The following is a 24822-nucleotide window of genomic DNA, read 5'->3' on the forward strand; positions in this document are numbered from 1 at the left end:
GGGACGGCTGTGACTCCGGGGCCCGGCCCGGTCAGCCCGCGGCGTTCGACCGGGGCGTGTGGAAACGCACCGGCTCGCCGAGGCGCGCGGTCAGCAGCGGCCGGGCGTCGTCGGGAATCGGGGTGGGTCGGCCGGTGTCCGGGTCGACGACGACCATCGTGGTCTCGGCCGTGGCGCACAGCGTCCCGGACTGGTCGAACAGGCGCAGGGCCATGACGAACGACGACCGGCCCACGCGTCCGATGCAGGTGCGCACGTGCACCGGGTCGAGCGAGTAGTGCACGGGAGCGGAGAACTCGATGTCCTGACGCGCGACGAGGAACGAGAACTTCCGCGGCCGGTCGGGCATCCATTCATAGAACGAACGCACCCGGCTCTCCTCGAAGATCCGGGAGATCTGCACGTTGTTGATGTGGTTGTTGATGTCCATGTCGCCCCAGCGCAGCGCGACCGGGATGTCGAGGACGTAGTCCGGTCCGGCGGAACCGGCTGCGGTTGCCTCGGGATCGAGGGCATCTGGGTCGGGGGCATCTCGGTGGGGGGCCACGGCGCGATCTTAGTGCGGGACACGCGTACGACGAACTGCAGGAGTCACCGCCGACCAGACCGTAGACTCACTCGCCGGGGCAGGACGTCAGGCGTATCGGTGCGCGCACCCCCGGCGCGCGGTGAGGGGCTCGGGTGAACATCGACACGGCACGGGCTCGGCTGCGCCCGGTGTCCGCCGTCGATGTCGACGAGCTCGTCCACCTCGACAGCGATCCCGAGGTCATGCGGTACGTGAGCGGCGGTGCCGCGACACCGCGCGCCGTGATCGAGGACTGGGTGGTCCCCCGCGCCGAGACCGAACACCGCAGACACGGCACCGGCACCTGGATCCTGTGCGACCCCGCCACCGCCGCCTTCCTCGGCTGGATCTCGCTGCGCACACCACGGCACAGCAACCGTGCCGAACTCGAACTGAGCTATCGCCTCCGGCGCACGGTGTGGGGCCGCGGCCTCGCGACCGAGGCGGCGTTCGCCCTCGTCGCGTTCGCGTTCGACCACCTCGGCACCGAGCGGGTGTTCGCGAGCACGGTCGCCCGCAACGCGTCGTCGCGCCGCGTGATGGAGAAGCTCGGGATGACGCTCTGCGCCATCCACCTCTGCGACGACGCCGCGGACTCGGCCGAGCTGCTGACCATCCACCCGGACCGCGACCGGTCTGAGGTCGAATACGAGCTCCTCCGGGCCGACTGGCAGGAGCGATCGCAACGATGGTCGTCGGCCGGGGGTCTCACCGCGTGAGCGCAACACCCCTCTGGCCGCGCCCATCGGATCATCATTGACTACCGTTGAGAACATGCACGGTCGTACTCCGGCCCCGGCGCTACACGGCCCCCTCGGGTAGCACCCCACTCGGGTTCGCCGAAGTCCGCACGACCGTCGCCCAACGACCTGGAAGGAGATGTCTGGAGATGAGCAGCCCCGCCGTCCAGGCCCCCGCTGGAGCAGCCACGACCCGTCGGAAAGTGGTCATCATCGGTTCGGGCTTCGGCGGATTGTTCGCCGCCCAGCGACTGGCCAAGGCCGATGTCGATGTCACGCTGATCGCCAAGACCACCCATCACCTGTTCCAACCGATGCTCTACCAGGTGGCGACCGGCATCGTCGCCGAGGGCGAGATCGCACCGGCCACCCGCGTGGTCCTGCGCAAGCAGAAGAACACCGCGGTGCTCATGGGTGACGTGTACGACATCGACCTCGAGGCCAAGACCGTCACCTCCCGCCTGCTCGAGCGCATCACGGTCACCCCGTACGACGACCTCATCGTCGCCGCCGGCGCCGATCAGTCGTACTTCGGCAACGATCACTTCGCCGAGTACGCGCCCGGCATGAAGACCATCGACCACGCACTCGAACTGCGCGGACGGATCCTGGGCGCCTTCGAGCAGGCCGAGCTGTCCCACGACCCCGCCGAGCGCGCCAAGCTGCTGACCTTCGTGGTCGTCGGCGCCGGCCCCACCGGTGTCGAATTGGCCGGCCAGATCGCCGAGATGAGCGACAAGACCCTCAAGGGCGCGTTCCGCAACATCGACCCGACCGAAGCCCGGGTGATCCTGCTCGATGCCGCGCCGGCCGTCCTGCCACCGTTCGGCCCGAAGCTCGGCGGCAAGGCCGCGGCCCGCCTCGAGCGCATGGGTGTCGAGATTCAGCTGAACGCGATGGTCGTCGACGTCGACTACGACGGCCTGGTCGTCAAGGAGAAGGACGGCACTACCCGCCGCATCGAGTCGCAGTGCAAGGTGTGGTCGGCCGGCGTACAGGCCAGCCCGCTCGGCCAGCAGCTCGCCGAGCAGTCGGGCGTCGAACTCGACCGCGCCGGCCGGGTGAAGGTGCTCCCCGACCTCACCATCCCCGGCCATCCCGAGGTGTTCGTCGTCGGCGACATGATGGCCGTCGACGGGGTCCCGGGTGTGGCGCAGGGCGCGATCCAAGGCGGCCGCTATGCCGCGGACGCCATCAAGGCCGAGCTGAAGGGGCAGACCCCCGACCAGCGCAAGCCGTTCAGCTACTACGACAAGGGCTCGATGGCGACCATCTCGCGGTACTCCGCGGTGATGCAGGTCCCGATCCCCGGCATCAAGAAGACGTTCGAGACCGAGGGCTACTTCGCCTGGCTCGGCTGGCTGGCGCTGCACCTCGTGTATCTGGTCGGGTTCCGCAACCGCCTGAACACCCTGATCAACTGGTTCTTCGCGTTCACCACGCGCGGCCGTTCGCAGCTCGCGGTGACCGAGCAGCAGGTCTACGCGCGCACCGCGATCGGCCAGTTGTCGGCGCTCGAGAAGGCCGGCGAGACATCCGATGCGGAACCGGCGAAGACCGATGCCGGGACGGTGGACACCGCGTCGACCGCTCCCGGGGCGACGGGCTCGGTCCCCACCGAGGGCAAGGACGCCGACGGCAAGGAATCCGAGGCCGAGGCCAGCTGACCCGCGGGCGGCGGCCGGCCCTTGGGCGGTCGTCTATGGCACGACGGCCAGAGAGTCGATCTCCAGGCCGTCGGCCAGCCGCCGCGCGGTGCTGACCGAGGTCCCGAGCGCCGTGGTCAGACTGGCGCCGCCGGCCAGCTGCAGACGCGCGGCGAACTCGGTCTCGTGCACGTCGCCGGGCCGGTTGTCGGGGTACCGGAACACGCTGCTCGCCGCTCGGTGGCCCGCGGCCCCCGCGGGTGTGCCCTGACCGAGCGAGAGCCGATGGGCCAGCACGACTTGATCGTCGACCTCGACGCGCAGACCCCCGGTCCAGGCACCCATCCGGTCGCGGTCGACGAGGGTGGCGTCCGTCATGCTCGCCGCCCGGCCGATCTGGACGTGCTCGTGGAGATCGAGGGTGGCGCCGGCGGCGAGTCGTGCCGTGATGTCCGAGCGGTGGACCGCGCCACCGGCGACGACCGTCGGTTGCGGGTCGATGCGCAGGCGACCACCGTCGCCGACGGCGATCTCCCACCGAGCCGACGAGTCCGGACGGTCGCGGGCCGGCAGCGCGATCGTCGCCGCGACGCTGCCGAGGCGCAACTGCGCACCCGGTTCGACCTCGATGCGCACCACGATCTCGTCACCACCGAGCGGCGTGGCGGCGGTGCCGATCAGCTGAACGTGGCCCGGCGCGGTCACCCGCACGCCCAGTCCCCCGACCGCCCGATGACGCACGCCACGCTCGACGGTGGCGACGATGTCGACCTCGGTGCGCATCGTCACCCGGCGGCGACCGGGGCCGCCAGTTGGGCCCGGACCCAGGCCAGCACGTCCGTCGCGGCCGGGTCCTCGGTCAGCGAGATCATGGCGGTCTGCCGGCCCTCGCGGACCTTCGCCGCGTCGCGCCGCATGACCTCGAGGTCGGCGTTGACGCGCTCGGCCAGATCGATCTTGTTGATCACCAACAAGTCCGAGAACGTGACGCCGGGTCCGCCCTTGCGGGGCACCTTGTCCCCGCCCGCGACGTCGATGACGAAGATCTGCACGTCGATCAGACCTGTCGAGAATGTCGCGGTGAGATTGTCGCCGCCCGATTCCACGAGGATCAGATCCAGCGGCGGGTTCGCCTCGACGAGATCGTCGATGGCGTCGAGATTGGCGGTGATGTCGTCCCGGATGGCGGTGTGCGGACATCCGCCGGTCTGGACGGCGGTGATCCGTTCATCGGGCAGAACGGCGTTGCGGCGCAGGAAGTCGGCGTCCTCGGTCGTGTAGATGTCGTTTGTCAACACGGCGACCGACAACTCGTCCCGGAGCTGTCGGCACAGTGCGGCCACCAGCGCGGTCTTGCCCGATCCGACCGGGCCACCGACACCGATGCGCAGCGCCTCGCCGGGCTCGCGCTTGCGGCGCGGCCGGTTGTGGTCGTGGGTGTGCGGCTGCCCGTCGATGAGATGCGGGGGCATGGGAACTCCTCTCGGTTCGCGACGGCGACTTCTCCGGGTCACGGGATGGATGGGCGGTGGTCAGGACATGAACAGCGGCATCGGTTGCCGCTCATGGCGTTCGGCGAAGATGTCGAGCACCGGATCGGACAGGTCCGCCAGGCCGACCGCGGCCTCGGCGGCGACGCGTTCGCACTCGGGACCGAGTTCGGCGATCATGATCGACACGTCGGCCGGGTCGAGTGCGAGCAGGCGCTGGCCGGCGGTCGCCGACCCGCTCATCGTGGTGTACACGAGGATCAGGGCCGTGTGGAAACCCGACAGCGAGGACACCGCGCCGATCGACCCGCTGATGACGGGGAGATGCGTCGTCGGCCGGTGGGCCGACCAGTCGGCGTCCGGCCACATCCGCCGCGCCAGCCGCACCATCCCGCGGCCCTGCGCCAGCGATGCCTTCCGTGCGGCCGCCGACGGTGTGCGCGCATCGGTTTCGCGTTGCGCGCGGGGCACGTCGAGCGCGCCGTCGGCCACGGCCGCCGCCACCGATGCCGCGACGAGACCGCTCGTAGTCACCCGGCGGTACAGGAAGGACGCGAGATCGCCTGCGGTGCGGATGAATCCGTCGGTGATCGCCTGCTCGACGCCACCGGAGTGGACGTGCCCGCCCACCGGTAGACGCGAATCCGCCAGGGCCAGCATCATCGCCAGCGGCGCGGAGGCGCCCGGGTTCGTGTCGTCGGGTCGCATCAGAACAGGAAATACCGTTGCGCCATCGGGAGTTCGGCGACGGGCTCGGACTCCCACACCTCACCGTCGACCCGCACCGTAAACGTGTCGGGGTCGACCTCGATCGTCGGGCAGGCGTCGTTGTTGACCATGTCGGCCTTCCCGACGCCGCGGGTGTTCTTGACCGGGACGAGCCTGCGGTCGACCCCGATGCGCCCGGCGAGATCGGCGTCGGCACCCGGGGCGACGAAGCTGACCGACGTGGCGGCCGCGAGTTTCGGTGCGGCGCCGAACATCGGGCGCGGGAAGACCGGTTGCGGCGTGGGGATCGAGGCGTTGGCGTCGCCTATCGCCGCCCACGCGATGGCGCCCCCCTTGATGACCAGATCGGGCCGGATCCCGAAGAACGCCGGGTCCCACAGCACGAGGTCGGCGAGCTTACCGACCTCGACGGATCCGATCTCGTCGTCGAAGCCATGCGCACGCGCCGGACAGATCGTGTACTTCGCGATGTAACGCCGTGCGCGATTGTTGTCCGCCCGACCGTCGCCGGGCAGCGATCCGCGTTTGCGCTTCATCACATGCGCCGTCTGCCACGTCCGGAGCACGACTTCGCCGATCCGGCCCATCGCCTGCGAGTCCGAGCCGATCATCGAGATGGCGCCCAGGTCGTGGAGCAGGTCCTCGGCCGCGATCGTGGACGGCCGGATCCGGCTCTCGGCGAACGCGAGGTCCTCCGGCACGGTGGGGTTGAGATGGTGGCAGACCATCAACATGTCGAGGTGCTCGTCGAGTGTGTTGACCGTGTGCGGGCGTGTCGGATTCGTCGACGACGGAAGCACATTCGGGTAGGCCGCGACCGTGATGATGTCCGGCGCGTGACCACCGCCCGCGCCCTCGGTGTGGTAGGCGTGGATGCCGCGGCCGGCGATCGCGCCGAGGGTCGTCTCCACGAACCCGGCCTCGTTCAGGGTGTCGGAGTGCAGGGCGACCTGCACGCCGGTCTCGTCGGCCACCCGCAGGCAGGCGTCGATGGCCGCGGGCGTACTGCCCCAGTCCTCGTGCAGCTTGAAACCCGAAGCGCCCGCGCGGATCTGCTCGTGCATCGACTCGGCGCTGACGGTGTTGCCCTTGCCGAGGAGCGCGATGTTCATCGGCCAGTGATCGGTTGCGGCGAGGATCGAGGCCAGATGCCAAGCGCCGGGTGTCACGGTGGTGGCCTTGCTGCCCTCGGCCGGACCCGTACCGCCGCCGATCACGGTGGTGATCCCGTTGCCCAACGCCTCGTCCATGATCTGCGGACAGATGAAGTGCACATGGCAGTCGATCGCGCCGGCGGTGACGATCTTGCCGTTGCCGGCGATGATCTCGGTCGACGGCCCGATGACCAGGTCCGGATGCACCCCGTCCATGGTGTCGGGATTACCCGCCTTGCCCATCGCGACGATGCGACCGTCCCGAATTCCCAAATCGGCCTTGATGATTCCCCAGTGGTCGAGGACCACGACGCCGGTGATGACGGTGTCGGGGGCGCCGTCGGCGCGGGTCGCCCGGCTCTGTCCCATCGACTCGCGGATCACCTTGCCACCGCCGAAGACGGCCTCGTCTCCGGCGCGACCCGGTCCGCCCGACAGGTCCTCGGTGACCTCGATGAGCAGATCGGTGTCGGCGAGGCGGATCAGATCGCCCGTGGTCGGGCCGAACAGCTGTGCGTACCGGTCGCGTCCCAGGATGGCCATGCGTCACTCACTCTCGTCGGTACGGACGGCGTCGACCGGTCCGCAGGCGCCGGGGGGCGCCAGGGAGATCCCGTACACCTCGCGGGTTCCGCCGAGTGGGACCAGACCGACAGTCATCTCGATGCCGGGCTCGAACCGCACCGCGGTCCCGGCCGGGATGTCGAGGCGACGGCCGTGCGCACGGGCGCGGTCGAAGACCAGTGCGGCGTTCGACTGCGGGAAGTGGACGTGACTGCCGACCTGCACCGGACGATCGCCGGAGTTGACGACCCGGAGTTCGACGGCGTCGGCACCCGCGTTGAGCTCGATGGTCCCGTCAGCGGCGATGACCTCACCCGGCACGAGTGTCGATCGCGGGCCGGGATGCGTACCCGACATTTCGGTCTCCTCTGGACTGCTGCTGTTCGATGGACGGGCGCGGGGCGCCACGATCCACCTCGGACGGTGCCCCGATCGCGGGGCGTCAGGCGATGGGGTCGTGCACGGTCACCAGCTTGGTGCCGTCGGGGAACGTCGCCTCCACCTGGACGTCGTGCAGCATCTCCGGCACCCCGTCCATGACGTCGTCGCGCCGGAGCACCTCGCGGCCGGAGGTCATCAGCTCGGCCACCGACCGGCCGTCGCGGGCGCCCTCCAGGACGTGATCGGTGATCAGCGCGACCGACTCCGGGTGGTTGAGCTTCAGGCCGCGCCCCTGCCGCCGCCGGGCCAGCTCGGCCGCGTAGGAGATCAACAGCCGTTCTTGTTCATGCGGCGACAGTCGCACCGGGAGCGCTCCTCGAGAGTGTTCGGCCGGACGGTCTGTTCGGTGGGTCCGGCCGGGCAGTAGGAGTCATCCTGCCATGCCGACACGGGGTCGGCGCGCCGAGTGGCGATGGGGTGACGCGGGCCTCAACGGCCTATGTGACCTCGATGTTCTGCAGCCGCACCTGCGACTTGGCCAGCATCTTTCCGTCCTGGTCGACCATGTCGACAGCCCACAGCTGCTGGCGACGGCCCCGGTGGATCGGGGTCGACGTCGCGGTGACCGTGCCGGCGCGGACGGACCGGAGGAAGTCGGTGTTGTTGTTCACCCCGACGGCGGTGCCGCCGATCCCGGAATCCTGCAGCCAGAGGAAACCGCTCATGCTGGCGACACTCTCACCGACCGCGCAATAGACGCCGCCGTGCACGATGCCGAACGGCTGATGATGACGCTCGGTGATCTCCATCGTGGCCACGATCCGGTCCGGCCCGGCCTCGACGACCTCGAGTCCCAGGACCCCGTCGAGCCCTTTGCCGAATGAATCCCGGAGAACATCGTCCGCACTGTCAGCAGTCATGACGTCAACGGTCGCATGTCGGTCGGATCGTGGCGACAGCAGTCCGGGACTCGGCGGGGAACCGGGCTCGACCGCCGATCGTTTGCCCCCCGAGGATCCCAGAAGGCCCCGCATCTCTGGGAGATGCGGGGCCTTCCGTGCCGTGGACCGGGGGTCTCTGCAGCCCTCAGGACTCTCGCGCGGTCCGACGTGACACTTAATGTAGGCTAGCCTTACCAACCTGTCAAGCGTTCGGGAAAAGGCCACGTCAGGAGCGTGGTGACCGACATCGGCGTCGCTCGGCACACCGACACGCAACAACTGGGTATCCACCGGACCCACAAACGGAGGCACAGCAGTAAAATGCGAAAGATGAATGGCCTGGGCGACCTCGAACGCGCTGTGATGGACACGTTGTGGGAGAGTCCGACCCCGCAGACCGTGCGGCAGGTACACGCCGCACTGTCCCGGGACCGCTCCCTTGCGTACACGACCGTCATGACGGTCCTGCAGCGACTGGCGAAGAAGAACCTGGTGACGCAGATCCGCGACGACCGGGCCCACAAGTACGTCCCCACCCATCCCCGCGAGGACCTGGTCGCCAGCCTCATGGTCGACGCGCTCAGCGAGGCCGCCGCTCCCGGCTCCCGACATGCGGCCCTGGTGTCCTTCGTCGGTCGCGTGGGCGCCGACGAGGCGGCCGCCCTCCGTTCCGCACTCGATGAACTCGAAGCCGCCCGCGGAACGAGCGACACCGGCTAGATTCGCGGCACCACCACTCGCAGCCCACCCTGAGGAATCACCAGATGACCGCCTTGCTCTTCGGCATCGTCAGCCTGGTGCTCGCCGGACCCGTACCCGAGGCACTGTCCCGGGCCCGCTGGCCGATCCGAGCACCACGCGCGGCGATGACGCTGTGGCAGGCCATTGCCCTGGCCGCCGTGCTGTCGGCGTTCAGCTGTGGCCTGGCGATCGCGGCGAACATCCTCGTGATCGGTCCCGACGGCACCCCGACGACCCACCCGGTCCGTGAGATCGAACGCCTCGGCTGGCCGCTGTGGCTCCTCTGCGTCGGGGTCTTCGTGCTCACCCTGCTCGTCGGCGCGCGGCTGTTCTACACCGTGATCCGCGTCGGCCTGCGCACCCGCGCCCGGCGCAAGGCGCACCGTCAGCTCATCGACATCCTCGACCGTTGCGACCGGACCGACGACGCCGACGATCCGCTCTACGCCCGCGACGTCCGGATGATCGACGTCGAACAACCCCTCGCCTACTGCCTGCCCGGGCTGCGTCAGCGCGTCGTGGTCAGCGAAGGCGTGGTGCATCGGCTCACCCGTGACGAACTCGTCGCGGTGATCGCCCACGAACGCGCGCACCTCCGCGCCCGCCACGACCTCGTCCTCGAGGCCTTCATCGCGTTGCACGAGGCGTTCCCCCGCTTCGTCCGCAGCAGCTCGGCGCTCGGCGCCGCGGAACTGCTCGTCGAGGCACTGGCCGACGACCAGGCCGTCCGCGCGACCACCCCGACGACACTGGGTCGCGCACTGGTCGCCTGCGCCGACGCGGTGGCTCCCCGCGGGGCGATGGCGGTCGGCGGGCCGACGACCCTGACCCGCGTCCACCGCCTCCGCGACGACCGTCCCGCACGCGTTCTCGCGGCCGGCGCCTACATCGCCGCCGCCGCGATCCTGGTCCTGCCGACCCTCGCGGTCGCGATCCCGTGGCTGACCGAGCTCAACCGACTCATGTCGGCGTTCTGACGACTCCTGTCCCCCGGGCGGTATCGGACCGCCGTCACACGTGGAGGCAGATCGCCGCTTCGGACACAGAGGCAATAGGCTGTCCGCATGAACAATGTCGACGCATCGTCCTCCTCCGCGAAGGCCCAGATCGGTGTCACCGGCCTGGCCGTCATGGGTTCGAACATCGCACGCAACTTCGCCCGTCACGGGTATACGGTCGCGCTGCACAACCGCAGCATCGCCAAGACCGACGCGCTGCTCGAAAACCACGGCGGCGACGGCAACTTCATCCGCACCGAGACGGTGGCCGAGTTCGTGGCCGCACTCGAGCGTCCGCGCCGGGTCCTCATCATGGTGAAGGCGGGCGACGCGACCGACGCGGTCATCGAGGAACTCGCCGACGCGATGGAGCCGGGCGACATCATCATCGACGGCGGCAACGCCCTCTACACCGACACCATCCGGCGCGAGGCCGCGATGTCGGCCCGCGGACTCAACTTCGTCGGCGCGGGCATCTCCGGCGGCGAAGAGGGCGCGCTCAACGGCCCGTCGATCATGCCGGGCGGACCCGCCGAGTCCTACGAGTCGCTCGGGCCCCTCCTCGAGTCGATCGCCGCCCAGGTCGACGGCGAGCCGTGCTGCACCCACATCGGGCCCGACGGCAGCGGCCACTTCGTCAAGATGGTGCACAACGGCATCGAGTACGCCGACATGCAGCTCATCGGCGAGGCCTACGACCTCATGCGCAAGGCCCTGGACATGCCGGTCTCGGAGATCGCCGACGTCTTCCGCGACTGGAACACCACCGAACTCGAGAGCTACCTGATCGAGATCACCGCGGAGGTCCTCAGCCAGGTCGACGACGAGACCGGCAAGCCGCTGGTCGACGTCATCGTCGACGCCGCGGGTCAGAAGGGCACCGGCCGCTGGACCGTGAAGTCCGCACTCGACCTGGGCATCCCGACGACCGGGATCGCCGAGGCCGTGTTCGCCCGCGCCCTGTCGAGCGCCACCGATCAGCGCGTCGCCGCGCGCGGCCTGTCGTCGGGCAACCTCGGCTCGGCCCCCGCCGACCGCGAGAGCTTCGTCAACGACATCAAGACGGCCCTATACGCCTCCAAGGTCGTCGCCTACGCCCAGGGCTTCGATCAGATCGCCGCCGGCAGCGCCGAGTACGGCTGGGATGTCGACCGCGGAGCACTGGCCACCATCTGGCGCGGCGGCTGCATCATCCGGGCACAGTTCCTCAACCGCATCCGTGAGGCCTACCACGACGACCCCGCCCTTCCGAGCCTGCTTCTCGCGCCGTACTTCCGCGAAGCCGTCGAGGTCGGCATCGACAGTTGGCGCCGGGTGGTTTCGACCGCGACGCTGCTCGGTATACCCGTGCCGGCCTTCGCGTCGTCGCTGTCGTACTACGACGGTCTGCGCGCCGAACGGCTGCCGGCCGCGCTGACCCAGGGTCTGCGCGACTTCTTCGGTGCGCACACCTACCAGCGCATCGACAAGGAGGGCACGTTCCACACACTGTGGAGCGGCGACCGCTCCGAAGTGACCGAATAGGAGCCTGCGAACCCCAGTGCGATTCATCGAAGGCCACCGGCCGACACATGATCTGACCTACGACGATCTGTTCATCGTCCCCGGCAGGTCGGATGTCAGTTCCCGATTCGACGTCGACCTGTCGACGTCGGACGGCAGCGGTACCACGATCCCGCTGGTCGTGGCGAACATGACGGCGGTGGCGGGCAAGCGCATGGCCGAGACGGTGGCCCGCCGCGGTGGGCTCGTGGTCCTCCCCCAGGACCTGCCCATCGAGGCGGCCGCCGCGTCCATCGCCTTCGTGAAGTCACGGCACCTGGTGGCCGACACACCCGTCACCCTCGACCCGGACGCGTCGGTCACCGATGCGGTCGCGTTGATCCCGAAGCGTTCCCACGGCGCGGCCGTCGTGGTCGAAGACGGCCGGCCGGTGGGTGTCGTGACCGAGAGACGGTGCCGCGACGTCGACCGGTTCGCCCGGGTCCGCGAGATCGCCGACCCCGACATCGTGACGCTGCCCGTCGACACCCCGCCCCGCGAGGTCTTCGACGCGCTGGGTGACCTGCACCTGGGCCTGGCCGTGCTCGTCGAACCCGACGGCCGGCTCACCGGGGTGCTCAACCGCGTCGGTGCCCTGCGGCATGCGATCTACACGCCGAACCTCGACTCCGCCGGCGCCCTGCGGATCGCGGCGGCCGTCGGCATCAACGGCGACGTCGTGGGCAAGGCTCGCGCGTTGGTCGCCGCGGGAGCGGATCTACTGGTGATCGACACCGCGCACGGCCATCAGGAGAAGATGCTCACCGCGCTGTCCGCGGTCGCCGACGCCGACCTCGGCGTCCCGATCGCGGCCGGCAATGTCGTGTCGGCCGAGGGCACGCTCGACCTCATCGACGCCGGCGCGTCGATCATCAAGGTCGGTGTCGGGCCGGGCGCGATGTGCACCACCCGCATGATGACCGGCGTCGGGCGTCCCCAGTTCTCGGCGGTCGCCGAATGCGCCGCGGTCGCCGCGGGACACGGTGCAGCGGTCTGGGCCGACGGCGGTGTCCGACACCCGCGCGATGTCGCGCTCGCACTGGCCGCCGGGGCGTCGAACGTGATGGTCGGCTCGTGGTTCGCCGGGACCCACGAGTCACCGGGCGACCTGCTCGTGGACGAGCGGGGTCCGTACAAGGTGAGTTTCGGCATGGCCTCGAAGCGGGCGGTCGCGGCCCGGTCGAGCGGCGACAGCACCTACGACCTGGCACGCAAGAGCTTGTTCGAAGAGGGCATCTCGAGTTCACGGATCCGCCTGGACCCGGAGCGGCCCGGCGTCGAGGACGTCATCGACCACATCTGTGCGGGCGTCCGCAGCACGGCCACGTACACCGGCGCCCGCAACCTGCGCGAACTCCACGACAAGGTGGTGTTGGGCATCCAGTCGCCCGCCGGCTTCGCCGAAGGACGGCCCCTGCCGGGCGGGTGGTGACGTGGAGATCCTGCTCCTGGTCGCGAGTCTCGTCGGATTCATCGCGCTGACGCTCGGGACGGCGCTGTTCGTGGCGGCCGAGTTCTCCCTCACCGCGTTGGAGCGGTCGACGATCACCGCCGACGTGGCCGATCGCGCGGACCGTCGTTCTCGGATGGTCCAACGCGCGCACTCCACCCTGTCGTTCCAGCTGTCGGGCGCGCAGCTGGGCATCACGATCACGACCCTCATCACCGGCTACATCGCCGAACCGGTCCTCGCCCGGATCCTCCGGCCGCCGCTGACCGCACTCGGCGTCGGCGAGTCGGTGGCCTCGGCGACCTCGCTCATCCTCGCGCTGGTGATCGCGACCTCCCTGTCGATGGTGCTCGGCGAGCTCATCCCGAAGAACCTCGCGATCGCCAAGCCGCTCGCGGTGGCGCGGGCCACCGCCGGCCCGATGACCGTGTTCTCCGCGGTCTTCCGCTGGGCGATCAACGGATTGAACGGCACGGCGAACTGGATCGTCCGCCGACTCGGCATCGAACCGACCGATGAGCTGGCCTCCGCGCGGTCGCCCCAGGAACTCGTCTCGCTCGTCCGTAACTCGGCACGTCGCGGTGCCCTCGACCAGCAGACGGCGACCCTCGTCGACCGCTCGCTGCGCTTCGGCGAACTGACCGCCGAGGACCTGATGACCCCCCGCGTGACCATCGATTGTCTCGACCGCGCCGACTCCGTCCGCGATCTCGTCATGGCGTCGTCGCGCACCGGGCATTCCCGTTTCCCGGTCGTCATCGACGGCGACCTCGACGACCTCGTCGGGGTCGTGCACATCAAACAGGCCTTCACCGTTCCGCCCGAGCGACAGGCCACCACCTCGGTCACCTCGATCGCCCGGCCGGTGCCACGTGTGCCGGCCAGCCTCGACGGTGACGCGCTGATGGAACGCATCCGCGCCGACGGGATGGAGCTGTGCGTCGTGATCGACGAATACGGCGGGACCGCCGGCATCGTCACCACCGAAGACCTCATCGAGGAGATCCTCGGCGACGTCACCGACGAACACGACGACGAACGCGCCGACGTCGCGGTCGACGGCAACGGTTACCTCTGTGCCGGACTGCTGCGCATCGACGAGCTGTACGACGCCGTCGGCTACCACGCCCCCGAAGGGCCCTACGACACGCTGGGTGGACTCGTCATGTACTGCCTGGGACGCATTCCCACCGTCGACGACGAGGTGGACCTCCCACGACGCTCGGCCGTCGGCGAGACCGACGACGACACCGCCCAGTCGCCCGACCGCGGCCCCGACGTCACCTGGCGTGCGACCGTCACCCAGATGGACGGACGCCGGGTCGACGTGGTCGCGATTCGGCCGGCTCCCGCGGATCAGGTCCGGCCGGCTCACGCGGATCGAGACCTCTCCATCGCTGCCGAACGAAACGGCGAACCGTCGAACATCCAGGAGGACCCGCATGGGCGGTGATCTGTGGGCGGTCGGGCTGACCATCGTCCTCCTGGCCGGCAACGCGTTCTTCGTGGGTGCCGAGTTCTCCCTGATCTCGGCTCGACGCGACCGCCTCGAAGCCCTCGCCGAGAGCGGCAAGAGCCGTGCGCGAACCGTCATCTACGCCGGCGAACGGCTGTCGCTGATGCTGGCCGGTGCACAGCTCGGCATCACGATCTGCTCGATCCTGCTCGGCCGGGTCGGCGAGCCCGCGGTCGCGCATCTCATCGAGGCGCCGCTGCACCTGGCGCACGTTCCCGATGCCCTCCTCCACCCGATCTCGTTCGCCATCGCGCTGTCGCTCGTCGTGGTGCTGCACATCCTGCTGGGCGAGATGGTCCCGAAGAACATCGCGCTGGCCGGCCCGGAGTCGTCCGCGATGCTCCTCGTGCCGGCACATCTGCTGTTCATCCGGCTGGTCCGGCCGTTGATCGCGTTCTACAACTGGCTGGCGAACATCTCGCTGCGGCTCCTCCGGGTGGAACCGAAGGACGAACTCGAGTCCACGGTGTCGCTGGGCGAGCTGGCCGAGATGGTCGGCGAGTCCAAGCAGGAAGGCCTCATCGACGCCGAGGAGCACGAACGACTGACCCGCGCCCTGCAATCCATCGGCCGCACGGTGTCGGAGGTGATGATCCCGCTGGACCAGATGCGCAGTGTCGGTGTGCAGGTGTCCGGTTCCGGCGGCATCGGACCGACGCTGGGTGCCGTGGAGAAAGCGGTCGGCGAGACGGGGTTCTCCCGGTTCCCCGTCCGCGGACCCGACGGCACCTTCACCGGCTATCTGCACCTCAAGGACGTACTCGACGAGATCCTCGACGAGCACGTCGGACCGGACACCATCATCGGCGTCGACAAGATCCGGCCGCTGCCGGTCATCGATTCGACGACGCCCCTCGACGAGGCCACGGGAGTGCTGCGGCGGACCAGTTCGCATCTGGGCGCGGTGGTCGACGACAGCGGCCGCACCATCGGCATCGTCCCGCTCGCCGACCTGGTGGAGGAGTTCGTCGGCAACGTCCGCGACGAGACACACCGGGTGTGACCACGATGACCGCGCAACTGGAACATCCGGATCTCGACCTGGCGGCGCAGGTCCTGGACGCCGACGAGTGGCGAGCACGCCGCGACGCCCATCGGCGGGCGGTGGAGGAGCTGATCGGCCACTACCTCGACGCCCGGCGTCGCGGCGCCCGTCACCCGGTGATCGACTTCTTGTTCACCTACTACTCGTCACGTCCGGCGCACGTGCTGCGCTGGCATCCCGGGTTCGGTGTGACGATCGAGGACGGCGACGAGTTCCTCGGCCTGCGTGGCTACGAGCAGACCGCCGCCGGTGTGAGCGTCGGCGACGCCTATCTCCGGCACCGCGGCGAAGCGCTCGCCGCCGCCGTGGACATGCTCGGCGCCACCGCCCGACGACCCGCTCGGCTCGGCTGTTTCGGCCTGCACGAGTGGGCGATGGTCTACCGCACCGACGACACCCGGCACGACCTGCCGCTGCGATTGGGGTCCGCGGGCACCGACGCGGTCGTCGAGTCGATGCCGCTGCGGTGCACCCACTTCGATGCCTACCGGTTCTTCACCGACCCGGCGCGTCCGCGCAACGACACCACGTTGAGCCGGGTGACGCAGATCGCGCACGAACAACCGGGTTGCCTGCACGCGACAATGGACCTCTACCGGTACTGCTTCACCCTCGCGCCGCTCGTGCCGTCGGACCTGACGCTCGACTGCTTCGCGCTGGCACTCCGAGCCCGCGACCTCGACATGCGCGCCAGTCCCTACGATCTCAGCGACCTCGGTTACGAGCCGGTCCGCATCGAGACAGCCGCCGGCAGGGCCGACTACGTGCGCGAGCAGTCGGCGATCGCCGAACGGGGAATGACCCTGCGGACGCGGTTGCTCACCATCTGTACGGAGCTCGCGGACCTCGCGACCGTGCCCGGCGGGAGGCGCCTGCCGTCCGCCGTTACCGACGAGTAGCATGTATGCGTCGTCATTCGCTCGAGAAAGGCTGCCATGTCTGACCGGATCACCGTCAACGGGTTGCAGGTCGCTACCGTCCTGCACGACTTCATCAACAACGAGGCGTTGCCCGGTACCGGTGTAGATGCGGACGCCTTCTGGGCCGGTGCGGCCTCGGTCATCGCCGATCTCGCCCCGCGCAACCGCGAACTGCTCGCCGTCCGCGACGACCTGCAGACCAAGCTCGACGCCTGGCACCGCGATCACAAGGACGCCGACCTCACCCCCGGCAGCGCCGACTTCGACTCCTACAAGTCGTTCCTGACCGAGATCGGCTACCTCGCTGAGGTCCCCGCCGACTTCCAGATCACCACGTCGAACGTCGACCGCGAGATCGCCGACACCGCGGGCCCGCAGCTCGTGGTCCCGATCCTCAACGCGCGGTTCGCGCTGAACGCTTCGAACGCCCGCTGGGGTTCGCTGTACGACGCGCTCTACGGCACCGACGCGATCTCCGAGGCCGACGGCGCGGAGAAGGGTTCGTCGTACAACAAGGTGCGCGGTGACAAGGTCATCGCCTACGCCAAGGACTTCCTCGACCAGGCCGTGCCGCTCGAACAGTGCAGCTACACCGATGTGCGGGCGTTCGCCGTCACCGACGGCGCGCTGCAGGTGACGCTGGACGGCGACAAGACCTCCACCCTGGCCGACCCGACCGCGTTCGTCGGCTACCGCGGCGACGCGGCTTCGCCGACCTCGATCCTGCTGCGTAACAACGGCCTTCACCTCGACATCGAGATCGATCCGTCCTCGCCCATCGGGTCCACCGACCCGGCCGGAATCAAGGACGTCGTCGTCGAATCCGCGATCACCACGATCATGGACTTCGAGGACTCGGTCGCTGCGGTCGACGCCGAAGACAAGGTCGTCGGGTACCGGAACTGGCTGGGCCTCAACAAGGGCGACCTGTCCGAAGAGGTCACCAAGGGCGGCAAGACCTTCACGCGCGTGCTCAACGGCAACCGCGAGTACACCGCGCCGGACGGCACCACCTTCGACCTGCACGGGCGTTCGCTGCTGTTCGTCCGCAACGTGGGCCACCTGATGACCAACGACGCGATCCTCGACGCCGGCGGCAACGAGGTCCCCGAGGGCATCCTCGACGGCCTCATCACGTCGCTGATCGGCATCCACGGCCTGAGCGCAGAGGGTCTACAGAACTCGCGGACCGGATCGGTCTACATCGTGAAGCCGAAGATGCACGGCCCCGACGAGGTCGCCTTCACCGTCGAACTGTTCGGCCGTGTGGAGAAGGTCCTCGGCCTGGCCGAGAACACGCTCAAGGTCGGGATCATGGACGAGGAGCGCCGCACCACGGTGAACCTCAAGGCCTGCATCAAGGCGGCCGAGCAGCGCGTCGTGTTCATCAACACCGGCTTCCTCGACCGCACCGGCGACGAGATCCACACGTCCATGGAGGCCGGGCCGATGGTCCGCAAGGCCGAGATGAAACAGCAGACCTGGATCGGCGCGTACGAGAACTTCAACGTCGACACCGGCTTGCACGCGGGCCTGCAGCACAAGGCGCAGATCGGCAAGGGCATGTGGGCCATGCCCGACCTGATGGCCGACATGCTCGAGCAGAAGATCGGGCATCCGAAGGCCGGCGCCACGACCGCGTGGGTCCCCTCGCCGACGGCTGCGACACTGCACGCGCTGCACTACCACCTCGTCGACGTCTTCGAGCGCCAGGACGAGATCGCCAAGCGCGATCCCGCCCGGGTCGAGGACGTCCTCACCATCCCGCTCGCGCCGAAGACGGACTGGTCCGACGAGGAGAAGCAGCAGGAACTCGACAACAACTGCCAGTCCATCCTCGGTTACGTGGTGCGATGGATCGACCAGGGTGTCGGCTGCTCCAAGGTCCCCGACATCCACGACGTCGCTCTCATGGAAGACCGTGCGACGCTTCGGATCTCGAGCCAGCTGCTGGCGAACTGGCTGCGCCACGGCATCGTCGGCGAGGCCGACGTGGTGGCCTCGCTCGAGCGGATGGCCCCGGTCGTCGACCGGCAGAACGCCGGTGACCCGACCTACCGCCCCCTGGCGCCGGACTTCGACTCCAACATCGCCTTCCAGGCGGCCAAGGAGCTGATCCTCGAGGGCACGACGCAGCCGAGCGGCTACACCGAGCCGATCCTGCACCGCCGTCGCCGCGAGTACAAGGCGGCGAACCCGGCCGGCTGAGCACCGGGTTCCACGTAGGCGATACGACCGTGCCGAACCGCCGAGAGTCGGCACGGCGTATCGTCGTACCCTGCACTGCGCACCGGCTCGCCACGGCCGACCGGGCGAGGGACGCACCGAGCAGGGAGGGCATCGGCGTTGGCACATCACCGGAGTAGCGGCGGGGAGAGCATCCGAGGCCGCGGCGTGAGCCGAGGTGTCGTCGCCGCACTCTTGTCGATCCTGCTCGTCGCGGCCGTCGTCGTCATCTGGCAGGACCTCGGCGACCAGATCGATCGCCAGGCCGAGGAGGCCGCCGCGCAGTGCGTCGAGGGTCGTGAGTCGGTACCGATCGTCGCCGATCCGGATATCGCGCCGGGACTTGCGGCCGTCGCCCGCAACTTCGGCGAGACGAACCCAGTCGTGCGCGACAAATGCGTCAGCGTCGACGTCCGGCCGGGCGACGCGAAGATCACCCTCGACGGTCTGTCGGGGTCGTGGGACACCGAGTCGATGGGCGCGTACCCGGCCGCCTGGGTGCCGCAGTCGTCGGTGTGGTCGGCAGATCTGGCGGCGGCGAAACCCGATGCGATCGAGGGCAACACCCGATCGCTGGTCTCGACGCCGGTCGTGCTGGCGGTGTCCCCCGAGCTCAACAGCTCCCTGGCCGGCAGTCTCGACTGGTCGCAGATCCCCACCCTGCAGCGCCGCGACAACTCACTCGCCGACTTCGGACTCCAGGGTTGGGGATCGTTGCGCATGGCGATGCCTATCGGCGCACAGTCCGACGCCAGCGCGCTGGCCGCCCAGGCGGTCGCGACACGCGTCACCCGGACCACCGGACCGCTGACCACCGCCGACGCCGAGTCGCCGCGGGTCAGTTCCAGTGTCCGCGCCATGCTGGAGGGCGCGCCGCTCTCCCCGGACGGGACACCCCAGGGCGCGGCAACGGCCATCGCCGACGCACCGGACGCGGCCCGAGCGGAGATCCACGTCGTGCCCATCACCGAACAACGCCTGTTCCAGATGACCCGCGAGGACGACCGCGCACGCCTGGCCGAACTCATCCCGTCGGGTCCGACGCCGATCGCCGACTACCCCGTCATCCGGATGTCGGGTCCCGAGGTCTCCGAGTCGGCAGCCGATGCCGTCGCCGAGTTCATCCAGTTCGCCTCGGAGCCCGAGCAGTTGCAGTTGCTCACCGAGCTCGGTTTCCGCGGCGACGCCCCGATGCCCTCCCCGACCCCGACCGTGACGTTCCCGCGCACGCCCGATCCGATGCCGACACCCGAGAACGGCGCGATCGTCGCCATCAACCGGCTCGTCTACGGGCCGGCCAGCGTTCCGGCGAGCTCCACGCCGCCCTCGGTGCCGTCGGGAAGCGCGGGGGGTTAGAGCTCGCGAGGACGGGTCGTTTCGACACGGTTCGTGGCTGCGCTCCTCACCTGCTCAACGAACAGGTGAGGAGCTTAAGACGATGAAGAAGTCAGCTGCTGTAGGCCTCGATCGGCGGGCAGCTGCACACCAGGTTGCGGTCGCCGTACACCCCGTCGATCCGCCGGACGGCCGGCCACACCTTCGCCCGGCCGCCTGCGGACGGCAGTCCCTGCGGGTAGACGGCGACTTCCCGCGAGTACGGGTGGTCCCACTCGCCGACGAGCGACTCGGCCGTGTGCGGGGCGCCGCGGAGCGGATTGTCCTCGGCGGGCCACTCCCCTCGTCCGACGAGTTCGATCTCGCCGCGGATGGCGATCATCGCATCGCAGAACGCGTCGATCTCGTCGAGGTTCTCGCTCTCGGTGGGCTCGACCATCAGCGTGCCGGCCACCGGGAAACTCATGGTCGGTGCGTGAAAACCGTAGTCGGCGAGTCGTTTTGCCACGTCGTCGACGGTGACGCCGGTGGCCTTGGTGATGGCCCGGAGGTCGAGGATGCACTCGTGGGCGACGAAGCCGTCCTCGCCGGTGTAGAGCACCGGATAGTGCTCACCGAGCCGCTTGGCGACGTAGTTGGCGGCGGTGATCGCCGTGAGCGTCGCCCGCCGGAGACCGTCTGCGCCCATCATCGCGATGTAGGCATAGGTGATCGGCAGGATCGCCGCCGAGCCGTACGGGGCCGCGGCGATCGTGGCCGACCCGGGCAGCTCGTCGGCGAGCGGGTGTCCGGGGAGGAACGGGGCCAGATGCTCCCGGACCGCGACGGGCCCGACGCCGGGCCCGCCGCCGCCGTGCGGGATGCAGAACGTCTTGTGCAGGTTGAGATGGCTGACGTCACCGCCGAAATGACCCGGCCGTGCGACACCGACGAGCGCGTTGAGGTTGGCGCCGTCCACGTAGACCTGGCCGCCGGCGTCGTGCACCGCGCCGCAGACGTCGCGGACGTCGTGCTCGAAGACGCCGTGCGTCGACGGGTACGTGATCATGATCGCCGCGACCCGGCCTTCGTTTGCCGCGATCTTGGCGCGCAGATCGTCGAGGTCGACGTCGCCGTTCTCGCGGCACCCGACCACCACGACGCGCATTCCGGCCATGACGGCCGACGCGGCATTGGTGCCGTGGGCGCTCGACGGGATGAGGCAGACATCCCGGTCGACGTCGCCGCGGCTGAGGTGGTAGCCGCGGATGGCAAGCAGTCCCGCGAACTCCCCCTGTGAACCCGCGTTGGGCTGGAGGCTGACGCGGTCGTAACCGGTGACCGCCACGAGCCAGCCCTCGAGCGTGGTGATCAGCTCGCGGATGCCCGCGGTGTCGTCGGCCGGGGCGAAGGGGTGCAGCTGGGCGAAGCCGGGCCACGTGATGGGTTCCATCTCGGTGGTGGCGTTGAGTTTCATCGTGCACGACCCGAGCGGGATCATGCTGCGGTCGAGCGCGATGTCCTTGTCCGACAGGGCCCGCAGGTAACGCAGCATCGCGGTCTCGGTGCGGTACCGGTTGAACGCCGGGTGGGTCAGGTACTCGCTGGTGCGATTCTCGATCGGCTGCGCGAGTGCCCGCGGGGTGACGCCGGCGACGTCGAAGGCCCGCAGGACGGCATCGATGTCGGCGTCGGTCGTCGTCTCGTCACAGGCGATGCCGATGGTGTCGGCGTCGACGCGTCGCAGGTTGATCCCGTCGTGGCGGGCGCGGGCGAGGATCGTGTCGGCTTGACCGGGTGCGTGCACCTCGACGGTGTCGAAGAAGTTCGCGTGTGCCACCGAGAACCCGCCCGCGGCGATCGAGTCGGCGATCCGGGCCGCTGCGTCGTGGGTGCGTCGTGCGATGGCACGCAGGCCGTCCGCCCCGTGGTACGAGGCGTACATGGCGGCCATCACCGCCAGCAGCACTTGCGCGGTGCAGATGTTGCTCGTGGCCTTCTCCCGGCGGATGTGCTGTTCGCGGGTCTGCAGCGCGAGTCGGTAGGCCAGGTTGCCGTCGGCATCCTTGGAGATGCCGACGAGCCGCCCGGGAAGCTGTCGGGCGTGCTTCGACCCGACGGCGAGGTAACCCGCGTGCGGTCCGCCGAAGCCCATCGGCACACCGAAGCGTTGCGTCGTGCCGAAGCAGACGTCGGCTCCCTGCTCGCCGGGCGGCGTGACCAGTGTCATCGCCAGGAGATCGGCACCGGCCGCGACGAGAGCGCCGCGCTCGTGCGCGGCGTCGACGATCGCGGTGGCGTCGACGATGCGACCCGATGCGCCGGGCACCTGGAGGATCACGCCGAAGAAGTCGCCGTCCGGCAGTCCGCATCCGGGCAGATCGGGGTGCAACGAGGCCTCGACGACCTCGATGCCCAGGGGCTCGGCGCGCGTGTCGAGGACGGCACGCGTCTGCGGGAACAGGTCCGCGTCGACGATCACGCGGTTCGACTTCGACTTGCCCGCGCGACGCATCAGCGTCATCGCCTCGGCGGCCGCGGTGGCCTCGTCGAGCATGGAGGCATTGGCCACCTCCATGCCGGTGAGGTCGGCGACCATGGTCTGGAAGTTCAGCAGCGCCTCGAGACGTCCCTGGCTGATCTCCGGCTGATACGGCGTGTACGCGGTGTACCAGGCGGGGTTCTCCAGCACGTTGCGCAGGATGACGCCGGGCGTGTGGGTTCCGTAGTAGCCGAGCCCGATCATCGACCGGGCCACGGTGTTGCGGGCTGCGAGGTCACCGAGTTGTGCGAGGACCGCACTCTCGCTCAGCGGTGCGGGCAGCGCCCCCAGGACATCGGAATCGAGTTCGTCGGCGATGACTGCGGGTATGACACGGTGCGCCAGATCATCGAGGGAAGCCGCGCCGATCGCCTCGAGCATCCGGCGGGTCTCGTCGGCGTCCGGACCGACATGGCGGTCGACGAAGGCGGCCGACAGCTGGGGAGCGGCCGGAGTGGGATCTGGGCCGGATCCTTCTGGGCTGGATCCTTCTGAGGCGTCGGACGGGGTCGCTTCAGTGGTGGACACGGTGGCGGGCAACCTCTCGCAGGCGCCGGTACACGGACCGGCTGCTGACCCTCCCCCTCTGTCATGTCTTCGGCCACAGCCGATGTGACGCCTGAGAGATTCGGCGCTGCGCAACTCTGCGCGATCGCCTTTCACCGTGGGCGGACGACGGATCGTCACTTTCCAGAGACGTCGTCACCACCGCGGTCCTGGGTGCCTGAGAGTTTGACGGAGAGGTGTTGCTCCTTCGGCGGCCGCCGGCGATGAGTATCCGACGGCGCTCTCCCGCAGCGTAGCGACGCGGGGCCAGTCTACGCGGAGTCTCGACTACCCGGTGCGACGGGCGCGGTTCTTGCGTCGCGCAGCGAGTTCGTCCTCGGGTGCGGTCTCACTGACACCGCCGTCGGCCCGCTCGCCGGGGAAGTCGGCGATGGTGCCGGTGAGTTCGCGCATCGCGCCGCTGACGGCGATGCCGAACACGCCCTGCCCGCCCTGCAGGAGGTCGACGACCTCTTCGGCCGAGGTGCACTCGTACACGGTCGTACCGTCCGAGAACAGGGTGATCTTCGCGAGGTCCTCGACACCGCGCTGACGGAGGTGGTCGACGGCGACGCGGATGTTCTGCAGGGAGATCCCGGTGTCGAGCAGACGCTTGACGATCTTGAGGACGAGGATGTCCTTGAACGAGTACAGGCGCTGGCTTCCGGAACCAGCCGCTCCACGGATCGACGGGACGACCAGCGAGGTGCGGGCCCAGTAGTCGAGCTGGCGGTAGGTGATCCCGGCGATCTGGCAGGCGCTCGGCACCCGGTAGCCGACGAGCTCGTCGGGCACCGTGTCGTCCGGGAAGAGGCCCGGGGCGATGTCGCCGAGACTGCCCTGGGTCGGGACGGCGTCGGGACGCTCGCCCACCGGACGATCGGGTGACTGGTCGCTCGACGTCGTTTCGCTGTCGACCGGACGATCGCCCACTTCTGACTCCCTCGCAAAGCTCGGATCGGACGCCGCACCACGGTGCCTGACGTCCACGTCCACAGTACGCGGTCCAGGCTGTTTCCGGTCGGCCGATCATCTTCATCGGCCCGTGTCCGGTGCTCGATGTCGCTGATGACGCTATGCGGCGGAGGACGGTGGATCAACGCGACTCGCCACGACACTCAACCTCAACTTGAGATCAAGACAAATGGTGATCGGGCGGTGTCGATTCCGTGATCTGAGTTTCGGTTCCGGTCGGCGAACACGTTCGTCGACGGATTCCACGAACCGGTCAGGCGCCGCTTGCCTTGAAGTCGTCCGGGGACACGTTGTCGAGGAACTCCTTGAACTTCTCGACCTCGTCCTCTTTGACCTCTTCGGGCTGCACCTCGGCGGACTCGTCGGAATCCTCGTCCGGGATCAGCAACCCCGCCTCGGCGAGAACCTCTTCGTCGGCGATGATCGGCACCTCGGCACGCATCGCGACCGCGATCGAATCCGACGGCCGCGCCGACACCCGCAGATCGCCGGTGAAGATCATCTCGGCGTAGAAGGTGCCCTCCTGCATGTCGACGATCCGGACCTCGACGAGGGTCTGCCCGAACTCCTTGATGAGGTTCACGATCAGATCGTGGGTCAACGGACGAGGAGGCTCGATCCCCTTCTGCCGCAGCGCAATCGACGCAGCTTCACTCTGCCCGATCCAGATCGGCAGGTAGCGTTCGCCCTCGACCTCGCGCAGCAACAACACCGGCTGACTCTGCGGGGGTTCGACCCTGATGCCCACCACACGCATCTCGCTCATCTCGCACCTCCCAGACGCCTTGTACGGC

At 69.1% G+C, this 24822-nt stretch carries 22 protein-coding genes and 1 riboswitch; of the genes, 11 read left to right on the forward strand and 11 right to left on the reverse strand.

Annotated elements, in window-relative coordinates; translation table 11 throughout:
* Positions 1–31 precede the first annotated feature (31 nt).
* On the reverse strand, positions 32–547 hold the full coding sequence (locus tag KB201_RS14275) for a thioesterase family protein (protein WP_065629855.1): 516 nt from the start codon (positions 545–547) through the stop codon (positions 32–34).
* 134 nt (positions 548–681) lie between these two features.
* On the opposite strand from KB201_RS14275, the gene KB201_RS14280 reads away from it, so the two are divergent.
* Complete coding sequence (locus KB201_RS14280; protein ID WP_058253204.1) at positions 682–1287, forward strand: GNAT family N-acetyltransferase; 606 nt, start codon at positions 682–684, stop codon at positions 1285–1287.
* Between the two features lie 170 nt (positions 1288–1457).
* Positions 1458–2975, forward strand: a complete 1518-nt coding sequence (locus tag KB201_RS14285) for an NAD(P)/FAD-dependent oxidoreductase (RefSeq protein WP_058253203.1) — start codon at positions 1458–1460, stop codon at positions 2973–2975.
* Between the two features lie 33 nt (positions 2976–3008).
* On the opposite strand, the gene KB201_RS14290 is transcribed toward KB201_RS14285, so the two are convergent.
* From KB201_RS14290 to KB201_RS14320, 7 genes are all read right to left on the reverse strand, one after another.
* The gene (locus KB201_RS14290; protein ID WP_058253202.1) at positions 3009–3737 is read right to left on the reverse strand and encodes an urease accessory protein UreD; all 729 of its coding nucleotides are present in this window, start codon (positions 3735–3737) and stop codon (positions 3009–3011) included.
* Positions 3738–3739: 2 nt separating this feature from the next.
* On the reverse strand, positions 3740–4426 hold the full coding sequence (ureG, locus tag KB201_RS14295; protein ID WP_058253201.1) for an urease accessory protein UreG: 687 nt from the start codon (positions 4424–4426) through the stop codon (positions 3740–3742).
* A 60-nt stretch (positions 4427–4486) separates the two neighbouring features.
* Entirely contained in the window at positions 4487–5152 is a 666-nt protein-coding gene (locus KB201_RS14300) for an urease accessory protein UreF (protein WP_211539517.1), read from the reverse strand.
* Positions 5152–6870, reverse strand: coding sequence for an urease subunit alpha (locus KB201_RS14305; RefSeq protein WP_211539518.1), 1719 nt, complete (start codon positions 6868–6870; stop codon positions 5152–5154). Before KB201_RS14305 ends, KB201_RS14300 begins: the two co-directional genes overlap by 1 nt.
* A 3-nt stretch (positions 6871–6873) precedes the next feature.
* Positions 6874–7248, reverse strand: coding sequence for an urease subunit beta (locus KB201_RS14310; RefSeq protein ID WP_211539519.1), 375 nt, complete (start codon positions 7246–7248; stop codon positions 6874–6876).
* An 85-nt stretch (positions 7249–7333) separates the two neighbouring features.
* Positions 7334–7636 carry an urease subunit gamma gene (locus KB201_RS14315; RefSeq protein WP_058253197.1) on the reverse strand — a complete coding sequence of 101 codons (303 nt, stop codon included), beginning with the start codon at positions 7634–7636 and terminating at the stop codon, positions 7334–7336.
* 133 nt (positions 7637–7769) lie between these two features.
* Positions 7770–8192: a PaaI family thioesterase gene (locus KB201_RS14320; protein ID WP_058253196.1), complete on the reverse strand. Its 423-nt coding sequence runs from the start codon at positions 8190–8192 to the stop codon at positions 7770–7772.
* Positions 8193–8534: 342 nt separating this feature from the next.
* Between KB201_RS14320 and KB201_RS14325 the strand changes: the two genes are divergently transcribed.
* From KB201_RS14325 to KB201_RS14365, 9 genes are all read left to right on the forward strand, one after another.
* Positions 8535–8933 carry a BlaI/MecI/CopY family transcriptional regulator gene (locus KB201_RS14325; RefSeq protein WP_065629849.1) on the forward strand — a complete coding sequence of 133 codons (399 nt, stop codon included), beginning with the start codon at positions 8535–8537 and terminating at the stop codon, positions 8931–8933.
* Between the two features lie 44 nt (positions 8934–8977).
* Positions 8978–9931 (forward strand): M56 family metallopeptidase, encoded by a 954-nt coding sequence (locus KB201_RS14330; protein ID WP_058253194.1) that lies wholly within the window; start codon positions 8978–8980, stop codon positions 9929–9931.
* 87 nt (positions 9932–10018) lie between these two features.
* The gene (gene gndA, locus KB201_RS14335) at positions 10019–11476 is read left to right on the forward strand and encodes an NADP-dependent phosphogluconate dehydrogenase (protein ID WP_058253193.1); all 1458 of its coding nucleotides are present in this window, start codon (positions 10019–10021) and stop codon (positions 11474–11476) included.
* Positions 11477–11492: 16 nt separating this feature from the next.
* The gene (locus tag KB201_RS14340) at positions 11493–12926 is read left to right on the forward strand and encodes a GuaB1 family IMP dehydrogenase-related protein (protein WP_211539520.1); all 1434 of its coding nucleotides are present in this window, start codon (positions 11493–11495) and stop codon (positions 12924–12926) included.
* A 1-nt stretch (position 12927) separates the two neighbouring features.
* Entirely contained in the window at positions 12928–14397 is a 1470-nt protein-coding gene (locus KB201_RS14345; protein WP_065629845.1) for a hemolysin family protein, read from the forward strand.
* The gene (locus tag KB201_RS14350; protein ID WP_211539521.1) at positions 14387–15463 is read left to right on the forward strand and encodes a hemolysin family protein; all 1077 of its coding nucleotides are present in this window, start codon (positions 14387–14389) and stop codon (positions 15461–15463) included. The genes KB201_RS14345 and KB201_RS14350 overlap by 11 nt, the downstream gene beginning before the upstream one ends.
* On the forward strand, positions 15460–16404 hold the full coding sequence (locus tag KB201_RS14355) for a 3-methyladenine DNA glycosylase (RefSeq protein ID WP_374193926.1): 945 nt from the start codon (positions 15460–15462) through the stop codon (positions 16402–16404). Before KB201_RS14350 ends, KB201_RS14355 begins: the two co-directional genes overlap by 4 nt.
* A gap of 36 nt (positions 16405–16440) precedes the next feature.
* A complete protein-coding gene (locus KB201_RS14360) occupies positions 16441–18633 on the forward strand; it encodes a malate synthase G (RefSeq protein ID WP_211539523.1) in 2193 nt (730 codons plus the stop codon).
* Positions 18634–18771: 138 nt separating this feature from the next.
* Positions 18772–20007: a substrate-binding domain-containing protein gene (locus tag KB201_RS14365; protein WP_211539524.1), complete on the forward strand. Its 1236-nt coding sequence runs from the start codon at positions 18772–18774 to the stop codon at positions 20005–20007.
* A 91-nt stretch (positions 20008–20098) separates the two neighbouring features.
* Here KB201_RS14365 and gcvP read toward each other — a convergent pair whose 3' ends face one another.
* From gcvP to KB201_RS14380, 3 genes are all read right to left on the reverse strand, one after another.
* Positions 20099–23035, reverse strand: a complete 2937-nt coding sequence (gcvP, locus tag KB201_RS14370; protein ID WP_374193927.1) for an aminomethyl-transferring glycine dehydrogenase — start codon at positions 23033–23035, stop codon at positions 20099–20101.
* A gap of 173 nt (positions 23036–23208) precedes the next feature.
* Positions 23209–23312: riboswitch (glycine riboswitch) on the reverse strand.
* Positions 23313–23341: 29 nt separating this feature from the next.
* Complete coding sequence (locus KB201_RS14375; RefSeq protein ID WP_065629841.1) at positions 23342–23986, reverse strand: MerR family transcriptional regulator; 645 nt, start codon at positions 23984–23986, stop codon at positions 23342–23344.
* Between the two features lie 295 nt (positions 23987–24281).
* The gene (locus KB201_RS14380) at positions 24282–24794 is read right to left on the reverse strand and encodes a bifunctional nuclease family protein (RefSeq protein WP_055475394.1); all 513 of its coding nucleotides are present in this window, start codon (positions 24792–24794) and stop codon (positions 24282–24284) included.
* Positions 24795–24822: the final 28 nt, after the last annotated feature.

The sequence above is a fragment of the Gordonia sp. SCSIO 19800 genome (genome assembly GCF_018132775.1).
Lineage (GTDB): Bacteria > Actinomycetota > Actinomycetes > Mycobacteriales > Mycobacteriaceae > Gordonia > Gordonia hongkongensis.